The sequence below is a fragment of the Stenotrophomonas sp. SPM genome (assembly GCF_003105135.1).
Taxonomy (GTDB): Bacteria; Pseudomonadota; Gammaproteobacteria; order Xanthomonadales; family Xanthomonadaceae; genus Stenotrophomonas.
In genome coordinates this window covers 36,372-47,998 of record NZ_QETL01000019.1, presented here as the reverse complement: position 1 = coordinate 47,998, position 11,627 = coordinate 36,372, and the positions used below count along the sequence as shown (strand labels likewise).

10 protein-coding genes are annotated in these 11,627 nt (G+C 64.8%); 3 read left to right on the top strand and 7 right to left on the bottom strand.

Translation table 11 applies throughout. The features are described 5' to 3' along the window. Positions 1 to 259 precede the first annotated feature (259 nt). The 7 genes from DCO49_RS06970 to DCO49_RS06940 form a co-directional block, all read right to left on the bottom strand. On the bottom strand, positions 260 to 1,129 hold the full coding sequence (locus DCO49_RS06970; RefSeq protein WP_116863404.1) for a DMT family transporter: 870 nt from the start codon (positions 1,127 to 1,129) through the stop codon (positions 260 to 262). A gap of 50 nt (positions 1,130 to 1,179) precedes the next feature. Next, positions 1,180 to 2,244 carry a UDP-N-acetylmuramate dehydrogenase gene (gene murB, locus DCO49_RS06965; protein ID WP_116863401.1) on the bottom strand — a complete coding sequence of 355 codons (1,065 nt, stop codon included), beginning with the start codon at positions 2,242 to 2,244 and terminating at the stop codon, positions 1,180 to 1,182. 8 nt (positions 2,245 to 2,252) lie between these two features. Next, complete coding sequence (locus tag DCO49_RS06960; protein WP_116863400.1) at positions 2,253 to 3,308, bottom strand: quinone-dependent dihydroorotate dehydrogenase; 1,056 nt, start codon at positions 3,306 to 3,308, stop codon at positions 2,253 to 2,255. Positions 3,309 to 3,316: 8 nt separating this feature from the next. Next, positions 3,317 to 4,087: a class I SAM-dependent methyltransferase gene (locus DCO49_RS06955; protein WP_116863399.1), complete on the bottom strand. Its 771-nt coding sequence runs from the start codon at positions 4,085 to 4,087 to the stop codon at positions 3,317 to 3,319. 5 nt (positions 4,088 to 4,092) lie between these two features. Next, positions 4,093 to 4,377 carry a DUF4190 domain-containing protein gene (locus tag DCO49_RS06950; protein WP_108768676.1) on the bottom strand — a complete coding sequence of 95 codons (285 nt, stop codon included), beginning with the start codon at positions 4,375 to 4,377 and terminating at the stop codon, positions 4,093 to 4,095. A gap of 140 nt (positions 4,378 to 4,517) precedes the next feature. Next, entirely contained in the window at positions 4,518 to 5,327 is an 810-nt protein-coding gene (locus DCO49_RS06945) for an SDR family oxidoreductase (protein ID WP_116863398.1), read from the bottom strand. A 41-nt stretch (positions 5,328 to 5,368) separates the two neighbouring features. After that, on the bottom strand, positions 5,369 to 6,901 hold the full coding sequence (locus tag DCO49_RS06940) for an aldehyde dehydrogenase family protein (RefSeq protein ID WP_116863397.1): 1,533 nt from the start codon (positions 6,899 to 6,901) through the stop codon (positions 5,369 to 5,371). A gap of 393 nt (positions 6,902 to 7,294) precedes the next feature. Here DCO49_RS06940 and DCO49_RS06935 point away from each other — a divergent pair, with 393 nt between their 5' ends. The 3 genes from DCO49_RS06935 (at position 7,295) to DCO49_RS06925 (ending at position 11,602) form a co-directional block, all read left to right on the top strand. Beyond that, positions 7,295 to 8,752 (top strand): undecaprenyl-phosphate glucose phosphotransferase, encoded by a 1,458-nt coding sequence (locus tag DCO49_RS06935; protein WP_116863396.1) that lies wholly within the window; start codon positions 7,295 to 7,297, stop codon positions 8,750 to 8,752. A gap of 148 nt (positions 8,753 to 8,900) precedes the next feature. Next, positions 8,901 to 9,335, top strand: a complete 435-nt coding sequence (locus DCO49_RS06930; protein ID WP_116863395.1) for a low molecular weight protein-tyrosine-phosphatase — start codon at positions 8,901 to 8,903, stop codon at positions 9,333 to 9,335. Positions 9,336 to 9,388: 53 nt separating this feature from the next. Next, positions 9,389 to 11,602, top strand: coding sequence for a polysaccharide biosynthesis tyrosine autokinase (locus tag DCO49_RS06925; RefSeq protein WP_116863394.1), 2,214 nt, complete (start codon positions 9,389 to 9,391; stop codon positions 11,600 to 11,602). The last annotated feature ends 25 nt before the right edge of the window (positions 11,603 to 11,627 follow it).

Below are 11,627 nucleotides of genomic sequence, written 5' to 3'. Positions count from 1 at the left end.
ACTGTGGGTTTGCGGGGTGTGAGCCGCATGGGCCCGAGGCATGCCTCGGGCGGGTTGGGCAGGACGCCCAACCCCGGTCTTGCCGTGTGCGCAGGACAGCGCACAGGAGCAAGCGGCGACCAAGCCTACATGGACGTATTTACGGCGTCCCCGCAAACCCACAGTGCCCCGCCATCCCACGGAATGCCGCTCTGGCTTCTGACGTTGACGTTGACGTTGATTCTGCAGGTGCAGGGCTGCAAGCCCTGCCGAACAACCCTTACTCGGCCGGCTTGGCGGCCGCCGTCGCTGCCACGCTCGCGGCGCGCCGTGCCAGCACTGCCTCGCGGTGCGCGATATACGCGTTCGCCGCCAGGATGATGCCAGCACCGATCAGCGTCCAGCGGTCCACGCTTTCATCAAACAACAGCCAGCCACACAGTGTGACCAGCGGCAGCTGCAGGAAGCTGATCGGGGTCAGGGCCGATACCTCGCCCAAGCGCAGTGCACGCGTCCACAGCAGCTGGCCGACCGTGCCCATCACGCCCGTCGCCACCAGCCACACCCAGGCCATGCCCGTGGGCCAGACCCATACGAACACGGCCGGGACCAGCGACAGCGGCACCCAGAACACATAGGTGTAGAGCACCACGGTGTCGGCGCTGTCCACGCGGGTCAGCTGCTTGATCTGGATGGCCACCAGCGAACTGAGCAGGGCCGCGGCCACGGCGATCAGGCTGCCGGCGGAAAACCCCGCGGTGCCCGGCCGGACGATCACCAGCACGCCGATGAAACCCACCACCACCGCCGCCCAGCGCCGCACGCGCACGGTTTCACCCAGCCACAGCACCGCGGCAATTGTGACGAACAACGGTGTGGAATAGGACAGCGACACCGCCTGCGCCAGGGGCAGGTGGCCCAGCGCCCAGAACGCGCACAGCATCGAGCCCAGGCCGATCGCGCTGCGCACGAAGTAGCGCGGCAGCTGTTGGGTCTTCAGTGGCGCACGGCCCGGGCGCAGCAGCATCGGCAGCAGTGCCAGCAGGCCAAACGTGTTGCGGAAGAACGCAACTTCCTGGGTCGGCACGTAGCGGGTCGCATAGCGGATGGCGATGGCCATCAAGCCAAACGCCATCGTGCTGGCGAGCATCAGCAGCGCCGCCCGCGCCGGGCTGGCGAGCGCGGGCCGCGCCGTGGCGTTCACCACTGGGCGCCGAGCAGGCGCGGCTCCGGTTCGATCGGCACGCCGAACTTCTCCAGCACCGAGGCGGAGATGCGCCGTGCGAGGTCCAATAGTTCGGCGCCGGTGGCGTTACCGTGGTTGACCAGCACCAGTGCATGGCTGGGTGCCACGCCGGCGTCGCCTTCGCGGAAACCTTTCCAGCCGCAGGATTCGATCATCCAGGCCGCCGAGACCTTGCGCTGGTCATCACGCTCGGCCGGGAACACCGGCAGTTCAGGGAAGTGCTGCAGCAGCACGTCGACCTGTTCCAGCGGCAGCACCGGGTTCTTGAAGAAGCTGCCTGCGTTGCCCAGCACGTCCGGATCGGGCAGCTTGCGGCGGCGGATGGCGATGACCGCATTGGCCACGTCGACCGCACTAGGCAGTTCCACGCCCTGTGCCTGCAGCTCCTCGCGGATGCCGGCGTAGTCCATGCGCAGGGCGTGCAGCAGCGGCAGTCTCAATTCGATGGCGGTGATCAGGTAGCGGTCGGGCTGCTGCTTGAACACGCTGTCGCGGTAACCGAAGCCGCACTGTTCGTTATCCATGCGCACCCAAGCCTGCTCCTGGCAGTCCCAGGCTTCGACGGTCTGGATGAACTCGCCCACCTGCGCGCCATAGGCACCGATGTTCTGGATCGGTGCTGCACCGGCGGTGCCGGGAATCAGTGCGAGGTTCTCCAGGCCGGACAGACCTTCCTGCAGCGACCACATCACCAGGCCGTGCCAGGACACACCGGCGCCGGCGCGGATCACCGCGTGGTCGGCGCGGTGCTCGAGGAAGCTGATGTCGCGGTTGCCGAACACCAGCACGGTGCCCGGGAGGTCATCGGCGATGAGCACGTTGCTGCCGCTGCCCAGCACCAGCAGTGGGCCGTTGGCCACGCTGGGCAATGCCAGCACGTCCGGCAGCAGGGCAGGGTCGTGCAGTTCCAGCAGCTGCGCCGCGTTGGCGCGCACGTGGAAGGTGTTCAACGCCTGCAGCGGGGCGTTTTCGGTAAGGGTCCAGCGCAGCGGTGCGGCGGAGGTGTCGTGGCCGTCCATGGGCGCGCTCACAGCGGCGCCACCGCGCCACGGCTGGGCGCTTCCCGGCGGCGACGGATCGCCTCCACGCACTCGGCCACCAGCGACGGGCCACGGTAGATCAGGCCGCTGTAGCACTGCACCAGGGCGGCGCCGGCGGCCATCTTGGCCACTGCGTCGGCACCGGAGAGGATGCCACCCACGCCGACCAGCGGCACCGATTCGGGCAGGCGCGCGCGCAGGCGACGCAGCACCAGGGTCGACTGGTCGAGCACCGGCGCACCGGACAGGCCACCAGCCTCGCTGGCCAGCGGATCGCCGGCGATGCCGCTGCGATCAATGGTGGTGTTGGTGGCGATCACGCCGTCCACCTGGAGTTCGCCCAGCACGCGGGCGGCGGCGTCGATGTCGCGCTCGCTCAGGTCAGGCGCCACCTTCACCAGCATCGGCACGCGGCGGCCGTGCTGCGCGGCCAGGGCTTCCTGGCGGTCACGCAGCTGGCTCACCAGCTGGCGCAGCGCGGTCTCTTCCTGCAGTTCGCGCAGGCCGGCGGTGTTGGGCGAGGAAATGTTGACGGTGATGTAGTCGGCCAGCGGATAGACCTTGTCCAGGCAGGTGATGTAGTCATCGACCGCCCGCTCGTTGGGGGTGTCCTTGTTCTTGCCGATGTTGATGCCGAGCAGGCCGCGGCGGTTACGCGCGCGCTCGACGTTGCGTACCAGCGCATCGACACCGGCATTGTTGAAGCCCATGCGGTTGATGATGGCCTGGTGCGCCGGCAGCCGGAACAGGCGCGGCTTCGGGTTGCCATCCTGCGGGCGCGGGGTGATGGTGCCGATCTCGACGAAGCCGAAGCCCAGCGCGAACAAGGCATCGATGTGCTCGCCGTTCTTGTCCAGGCCGGCGGCCAGGCCGACCGGATTGGGGAAGGTCAGCCCGAACACGGTGCTCGGCATCGGCGCGATGCGTGCGGCCAGCAGCGGCGTGGTGCCGCTGCGGTAGGCCAGGTCCAGTGCGGACAGGCCGAGGCCGTGGGCGCGCTCGGCGTCGAGCGAGAACAGGAAGGGGCGGGCAAGCGAATACATGCGTCGGTTCAGTCCAGCGTGCCGAGGAAGGCTCGGGTTCGATATTCAAAGACGACCTGTCCATCCACCGCATGGGCGTTGAACAGGTCCTGCAGCGCAGCCAGCATCGGCGCATGGCGCGGGTGCCCGGGCTGCGGTGCGTAGGAGGAAGAAAGCAGGCGCCCGCGCAGAGCGTCGAAGTCCAGGTGCTGCACGTTGGGCAGCTCGATCATGCCGCGCAGGCCGGGGCCGAACCAGGCCTGCATGGTGGCATTGTCCTGGTAGCGCTCGGCCACCGCGGTGTAATCGGTGCCGTAGTCCAGCAGCAGCTGCTCGTAGCCGACCAGGAACGGGCTGGCATCGAGCAGGCGCGAATTCCAGTAGATCAGGGTGAGTCCGCCCGGGTGCAGGATGCGCTGCCATTCAGCACGCACCGCCATGGTGTCGAACCAGTGGAAGGCCTGCGCGGCGCTTACCAGATCGACGCTGGCATCGGCCAGCCCGGTCGCCTCGGCGCGGCCATCGACGGCGCGGAACAGCGGAAACTGCGGTGCCAGCCACTGCTCGGCGGCCGCGCGCATGGCCGCATTGGGCTCCACTGCCACCAGCGGATGGCCGGCGGCCAGGAACGGGCGGCTGGAAATGCCGGTGCCGGCACCGACATCGGCGACGAGCGCTGCAGTCGGCACGGCCATCGGCCCGTGCAGCCAGTCCATCAGCGCAGCGGGATAATCCGGGCGGTAGCGCACGTAATCGGCGACCCGGCTGCTGAAGCGTTCAGTGCTGTCCGATGCGCTCATGGCGGTCAGTTCGACAGCGTGGCCAGCCAGGCCAGACCGCCGAAGAACAGGACGAGGACCAGCAGGCCCAGGCCCAGCATGATCACGTTCAACCAGCCCAGGATGAGACCGGTCAGGGCCAGTCCATCGCCTTCCAGTTCGGCGGGACGGCGGCGGATCTCGCTGCGGGCCATGTGCCCGGTGATGATCGCCACGATGCTGGCCACGAAGGGCAGCACGGTCCAGCTGGCGATGCCCAGCACCAGGCTGAGGACGGCCAGGCCGCTTGTCTGTCGGGGTGCCACGCTCATGGGATCCTCCTTGGCAGTGCACACATGATAGTGCCTGCGGGCCGGCAAGCCCATGGGCGGCACGGCGGCGGCCGGGGTAGGCGTCGACCTTGGTCGATGGAGAGCGCCAGCCAAGGTTGGCAGCTACCCGGGCGTAAGCATCAGCCCATCAACACCTGGCCACCATCCACGTTGAGCACGTGGCCGGTGATCCAGCGCGCCAGCGGCGAGCACAGGAACAGCGCGGCGTCGGCGATCTCGCGCGGGTGGCCGAAGCGGCCGAACGGGATCCGCGCCAGGGTGGCCTGGTACAGCGCGGGATCCTCCACGCGGCGTCGGTCCCACAGGCCATCGGCGAACTCGATCGAGCCCGGCGCGATGGCATTGACCCGGATGCGGTCCGCCGCCAACGCCAGTGCCTGCGAGGTGGTGTAGTGCGAGAGTGCGGCCTTGGCCGCCGCATACGGCGCGCCACCGGGGCGGGGCTGCTGCGCGGCGATCGAGGACAGGTTGAGGATGCAGGCGTCATCCGAGGCCTGCAGCCAAGGCAGGGCCAGGCGGGAGGCACGTACGGCCGCCATCAGGTCGATCTGCAGGCTGGCCGCCCAGCCGTCTTCGTCGTCGGCCATGCCGTAGCCGGTGGCGTTGTTGACCAGCACGTCGATGCCGCCAAGCGCATCGGCGGCGGCCTGCAGCCAGCCGCCGATCTGCTCGATCTCGGCCAGGTCGGCCGCGACAACATGCACGGGCGTGCCCTGTGCCTCGGCGTCGGTCTGCAGTGCCTGCAGCCCGGGCAGGCCGCGGGCGCAGACCGAAACCCGTGCCCCGGCGCCCGCGAATGCCAGCGCCAGTTCACGGCCGATGCCCTTGCTGCCGCCGGCAATGAGCACGCGGCGGCCGCTCAAGTCGAGGGTCGGCTTCATACCTTGTAGAGCCGAGCCATGCTCGGCTGCACTTCCTGCAGTGTTCATGGCCCGTCCTGCCGAGCATGGCTCGGCACTACAAAACAGCGTTACAGGTCGAACTTGATGCCCTGGGCCAGCGGCAGCGAATCCGAGTAGTTGATGGTGTTGGTCTGGCGGCGCATGTAGACCTTCCACGCATCCGAACCCGACTCACGACCACCGCCGGTGTCCTTCTCGCCACCGAACGCGCCGCCGATCTCCGCACCGGACGTGCCGATGTTGATGTTGGCGATGCCGCAGTCGCTGCCGGCCGCCGACAGGAACTTCTCGGCGGTCTTCAGGTTCTGGGTGAAGATCGAGGACGACAGGCCCTGCGGCACGCCGTTCTGCATGTCGATGGCTTCATCGAGGCTGTCGTACGGCATGACGTACAGGATCGGCGCGAAGGTTTCGTGCTGGACCACCGCGTCGCTGTTCTTCAGGCCCGAGACAATGGCCGGCAGCACGAAGTTGCCTGCACGATCGATGCGGGTGCCACCGGTTTCGATGGTGCCGCCGGCGGCCTTGGCCTGGGCGATGGCATCGAGGAACTGCTGCACGGCACCGTCGCTGTTCAGCGGGCCCATCAGGTTGGCAGCATCGGTCGGATCACCGATCTTGCCTTCCACCTGCTTGTAGGCCTTGACCAGCGTGGCCAGCACGTCGGCGTAGATCGAGCGGTGCACGATCAGGCGGCGGGTGGTGGTGCAGCGCTGGCCGGCGGTACCGACCGCACCAAACACGATGCCCGGCACGGCCAGCTTCAGGTCGGCGGTTTCGTCGAGGATGATGGCGTTGTTGCCACCCAGCTCCAGCAGGCAGCGGCCCAGGCGGCGGGCGACCTTTTCGTTGACCGTACGGCCGACCTGGGTCGAGCCGGTGAAGCTGATCAGCGGCACGCGGCGATCGTCGACCATCTTTTCCGACAGGGCGGTGCCGGCGTCGTTGACCAGGAAGAAGATGTCCGGGAAACCGGCTTCGCGCAGCGCTTCATTGCAGATGCGCATGGAGGCGATGGCGGTCAGCGGGGTCTTGTTGGACGGCTTCCAGATGCAGATGTCACCGCAGATGGCCGCCAGGAAGGCATTCCAGCTCCACACCGCCACCGGGAAGTTGAAGGCCGAGATGATGCCGACCAGGCCCAGCGGGTGGTACTGCTCGTACATGCGGTGGCCGGGGCGCTCCGAATGCATGGTGTAGCCGTACAGCATGCGGCTCTGGCCCACGGCGAAATCGGCGATGTCGATCATCTCCTGCACTTCGCCGTCGCCTTCGGGCTTGCTCTTGCCCATTTCCAGGGCGACCAGCGAACCCAGGGCGTCCTTGTGCTTGCGCAGCGCTTCGCCGCACAGGCGCACGGCTTCGCCGCGGCGCGGGGCCGGGGTGGTGCGCCAGGTCTTGTAGGCCTCCTGGGCACGGGTAATGACGGTTTCGTACTCGGCCTCGGTGGTGGCGCGGACCTGCGCGATCGGCTCGCCGGTGGTCGGGTTGACCGGGGTGATCAGCTCACCGCCGGTGCCGCTCGACCATTCCCCGTTGCCCAGGTAGGTGCCAGCGTTGATCGCGTCCAGACCAAGGGACTTGAGCAGCTCGGAAGACATGCAGACTCCTGTGTTTCGTTACGTAGTTGGTGCCGCCGCGGGCAGGTGGGGGATGCGGCGGACTGAACCGGCGATGGTAGCAGAGGGGCGTGGCGGGGCTTGGTGCAGTGCGGGGTAGGGTGGCAGCGCTTGGTGCCGAAGGCTTGACGGCGCGGCCGTCACGATTTGAGATCGCGCAAGGTGACGCAAAGTGAAGAAAATCAGCGGTCTGCGTCTCACTTGGAGACGCTCTGACGTACATGAACGTCGGCTTGCTGCTATCTTTTGTGACGGACTTCAGGCACAATCACGCAGTACTCAATAGAACCGCAACGAAATGCAGGCGCCGGCTGGGGAGACCGGGGCCGCTTTGGATCTCGCCCGGATCTGCGGAACGTTCATAGGAGTTTTCTCGTGCTACATGGATCCGTAGAAGGGCTCGCCAGCCACCCCAGCCGGTCACGCAGGCGCGTCGAAGCGCGGGCCGCCCTCGAGCTGGCGCTTCGAGTCGGCGACCTGGTTGTCGTACCGGTTTCGGCCATCCTTTCCCACGTGCTCTTCTATGGTTCGGCAGCGCCGGACCCGTCGCAGCGTGTAGTGTTTGGTGCCGTGCTGCTGAGCGCGATGGTCTGCTTCATGATCGGCCCCGTGTACCGGGGCTGGCGCGGCCGCGGCCTCGTGGTGGATCTGTGGATCCTGCTGCTGGCGTGGTCGTGCAGCTTCGGGTTGTTCTCCTTCTATGCGGTCCTGGTCGATATGGCCGGGGCTGTCCCGGCGCGCTGGCTGCTGACCTGGTATGCGTCAGGCCTGATCGGCATGGTCGGCGTGCGCGTATTGTTGCGGGCGCAACTGCATCGCCTGCGCGCCCGCGGCCTGGATCGCGAGCGCGTGCTGCTGGTCGGCCTGCGCTCGTCGGGGTTGAAGCTGCATCGTCTGCTGCGCGGCAAGCCTGAGCTGGGCAAAGAAGTGGTCGGCTATTTTTCCGCCAAGGGCGATCTTGCGACGCGCCGCGGCGGCGACGCGCCCCGTTGCCTGGGGGCTCTGGCCGACCTGCCGCGCTACATGGACCAGCATCGTGGCGAATTCGATCAGCTCTGGGTGTCGATGACCCCGGGCGACGCCGGTGACATGAAGGCCATGCTGAAGCAGATCGAGCGCTTCCCGGTGCCTGTACGGCTGATTCCGGACACCACCGGCTGGGGCACGCTTAATCCGGGCGTGCACCAAGTCGGCAATGTGCCGATGATCGGTGTCCGCCAGGGCGTGGCGGATCATAATTTCCGGCTCGTCAAGCGCATTGAGGACATTCTGGTGGCTGGTCTGGCGGTGGTCATGCTGGCGCCGGTATTCGCGGTGCTGGCCGTCGGCGTCAAGCTGAGCTCGCCTGGCCCGGTGCTGTTCCGTCAGCGTCGCCATGGCTTGGGCGGCAAGGAGTTCTCGATGCTGAAGTTCCGTTCCATGCGGGTTCATGCGGAAGGCTCCTCGGACAAGATCACCCAGGCCACCCGCAACGATCCGCGCGTGACCCGCTTTGGCGCCTTCCTGCGCCGCAGCAGCCTGGACGAGCTGCCGCAGTTCTTCAATGTCCTTGGCGGCAGCATGTCGGTCGTTGGGCCGCGGCCGCATGCCGTGCAGCACAACAATCACTATGAGCGCCTGATCGACCGTTACATGCACCGCCACTACGTCAAGCCGGGCATCACCGGTTGGGCGCAGGTACATGGGCTGCGGGGCGAGACGCCCGAGCTGCGTTCGATGAAGAAGCGTGTGCAGTACGACATCGATTACATCCGCCGCTGGAGCCTAACGCTGGATGTGCGCATCATTGCGATGACGGCATTCAAGGTGTTGGGCCAGAAGTCAGCGTATTGAGGCGCTGCTGGGCGGGGAATTGCGACGTAATGCCATGAATTTGCTGGTCATTTCATCGCGTGTAACGTCATCGTAAGGTATCCTGTATGGCTGCCGCCGCCTCACTTGGGGCCGTGGCACTGCATGGAATGCCACAGGATCGAAGTCAGTGTTCAAGAACGTTCTATTCGTATGTGTCGGCAACATCTGCCGCAGTCCTTCAGCTGAAGTCATGCTGAGGCAGGCTGTGGCCGGCAAGGGCATCCAGGTCTCCTCCGCAGGGCTGGGGGCGCTGGTCGGCCATGGGATTGATGCCACGGCACAGGAATTGCTGGCGGAGCAGGGCATGGATGGCCTGGCGCATCGCGCCCGGCAGATCGATGACGCGATCCTGGGAGCGGCCGACCTGGTGCTGACCATGGAGCGGAAGCATGTGCGTCGCATTGCCGAAATCGCACCGCAGGCCTCGGGAAAGACGTTCCTGCTGGGCAAGTGGCAGCAGGAGCAGGAGATTCCTGATCCGTACCGCCAGCAGCGGCCGGCATTCGAGCATGTTTACAAGCTGATGGCTGAGGGTGTTGAGAGTTGGGCGCGGCACTTGTAGTGCCGCTGCCATCCTTCTGCCGCAGCCCGTAATCAATTGAAGAGCGCTTACTGATGACCACTGACACCCGTAATCCGGCACAGGACGATGCCGATGAAATTGATCTGCGGCAGCTGCTTGGCACGTTGATTGACCATAAATGGTGGATTGCGGGCATCACTGGAGCGTTCTTCGCTGTTGCGGTGGCCTACGCCTTGCTGGCAACCCCGATCTATCGTGCTGATGCCATCGTGCAGGTGGAGTCGAAAGTGCCGAGCCTGCCGGGGCTCTCTGATGTTAGTCAGTCGCTCGGAATGGGCGGTGGTGCTGCTGAGGCGACCACCGAAATTGCACTCATTACTTCACGTGCGGTAGTGGGCAGCGCCGTTGATGCCATGAAGCTTGATGTTGAGGTGGAGCCTAATCGTTTTCCGCTGATCGGTGGTTACTTTGCCCGGAAGTCCGAGCGTGCGGAACCCGAAAAGTTGGCGGACCTGCGATTTGGAATGTCTAGGTTTGGTTGGGGCGGGGAGAGGCTTGAGGTTTTCCAGCTAGAAGTTCCACGCCACCTCATGGCCGAGCCTCTCACCCTTGTCGCGGGTGACAATGGAAGCTATGAGTTGTTTGATGACTCAGGTGATCTTCTGGTGAGGGGCAGCGTAGGCGCCGTCGCAAGTAAAAATGGTCTTGTAATTCAAGTTGCCGAAATGCGAGCGCATCCAGGTATGCGATTTGAGGTGACGCGTCAGCGCCATCTCACTGTGGTCAATGAGTTGCAGAAGAAGATCGGCGTAAGCGAGTCGGGTAAAGACTCGGGCATCCTGACGTTGACTTATGAAAATTCGAACCCTCAGTTGGCGCAGGAGTTGCTTCAGCAAGTGGCGCAGGCATATGTGCGTCAGAACGTAGAGAGGAACTCCGCGGAAGCATCAGCCCAGCTTTCCTTTGTGAAAGAACAGCTGCCTAATGTGCGCAATCAGGTCGATGCGGCCCAGAAGGCCTTGAGCGCCTATCAGACTAAGGCGAACTCCGTCGACTTGACGTTGCAGACCAAGGGGTTGCTGGATCAGGAGGTTGCGGTTGAGACCAGTATCCAGCAGTTGCGTCTTCAGCAGGCGGAGATGGATCGCAAGTTCACTCGAGATCATCCTGCATATCAGGCGCTGATGCGTCAGATTGGTGAACTGGAAGGCCGTAAGAACGGGTTCCAAGGGCAGGTCAAGCAACTGCCCGAGGCCCAGCAGGAGCTTCTGCGTCTGACGCGCGACCTGCAGGTAAGCAATGAAATGTACACCGGCATGCTGAATCAGGCGCAGCAGCTGGACGTTGCGCGTGCAGGTACTGTGGGCAACGTTCGAATTGTCGATGTCGCCGAAGTGGACGCGACGACGCCAGTTAAGCCTCGCAAGTCGATGATTGCACTTGTTGGACTCGCTTTGGGTGTCTTTCTCTCCGTAGCTCTCGTGCTGCTGAAGCAGGTGCTGAATCGGGGTGTGGAGGATCCTGCTCAAATCGAGGAACTTGGGCTGCCGGTCTATGCCTCTATCCCAGTGAGTGTGCAGCAGCAAAGCGACTCTGTGCGGGGCAAGTTCAGGGCCGATGGCAAGCTCCATTTGCTGGCAGTCAAGGATCCTGCCGATTTGGCTGTGGAGGCTGTTCGCAGCCTGCGTACCAGCCTGCATTTCGCTCGTTTGGAAGCGAAGAACAATGTCGTTCTGATCTCGGGCGCAAGTCCCAACGCGGGTAAAACCTTCGTTTCTTCGAATCTCGCGGCAGTGATCGCACAGGCCGGTCAGCGGGTTCTTATTATTGATGCCGACATGCGCAAGGGAACGCTGCACAAGGCGCTAGGGGAGGTTCAGACTCCGGGGCTTTCCGACCTTCTGGTCGGCAAGGCGGACCTGTCGCAGGTCGTACGTTCCATGCCGGGAGTCGACAATCTGAGCTTCATTGCCAGAGGCGATGTTCCGCCGAATCCCTCCGAGTTGCTGATGCACTCAAACTTTACGCAGCTCCTTGAGCAGGTTTCGCCGAACTATGACCTGGTCATAGTTGATACCCCACCCATTCTTGCCGTCACTGACGCTGCGATCATTGCCCAGCACGCGGGAACGTGCCTCATGGTCGCGCGTTTCGGCTTGAATCAGGCGAAAGAGTTGGCGCTCGCGAAGCGGCGCTTTGAACAGAATGGTGTTCGTATCCGAGGTGCGATCTTCAATGCCGTCCAGCGTCGTGCCACCGGGTACTACAGCTATGGCTACTATGAGTACAAATCGCATGATGCCTAAGCCTCTCCTGCACGAAGCCGCCTGG

What these genes read in the sequence shown, in the direction of transcription:
- DCO49_RS06955 (WP_116863399.1), bottom strand. Translation starts at nt 4,087, where the DNA reads ATGAGCGCATCGGACAGCACTGAACGCTTCAGCAGCCGGGTCGCCGAT.
- DCO49_RS06940 (WP_116863397.1), bottom strand. Translation starts at nt 6,901, where the DNA reads ATGTCTTCCGAGCTGCTCAAGTCCCTTGGTCTGGACGCGATCAACGCT.
- DCO49_RS06960 (WP_116863400.1), bottom strand. Translation starts at nt 3,308, where the DNA reads ATGTATTCGCTTGCCCGCCCCTTCCTGTTCTCGCTCGACGCCGAGCGC.
- DCO49_RS06950 (WP_108768676.1), bottom strand. Translation starts at nt 4,377, where the DNA reads ATGAGCGTGGCACCCCGACAGACAAGCGGCCTGGCCGTCCTCAGCCTG.
- DCO49_RS06925 (WP_116863394.1), top strand. Translation starts at nt 9,389, where the DNA reads ATGACCACTGACACCCGTAATCCGGCACAGGACGATGCCGATGAAATT.
- DCO49_RS06945 (WP_116863398.1), bottom strand. Translation starts at nt 5,327, where the DNA reads ATGAACACTGCAGGAAGTGCAGCCGAGCATGGCTCGGCTCTACAAGGT.
- murB (WP_116863401.1), bottom strand. Translation starts at nt 2,244, where the DNA reads ATGGACGGCCACGACACCTCCGCCGCACCGCTGCGCTGGACCCTTACC.
- DCO49_RS06970 (WP_116863404.1), bottom strand. Translation starts at nt 1,129, where the DNA reads ATGCTCGCCAGCACGATGGCGTTTGGCTTGATGGCCATCGCCATCCGC.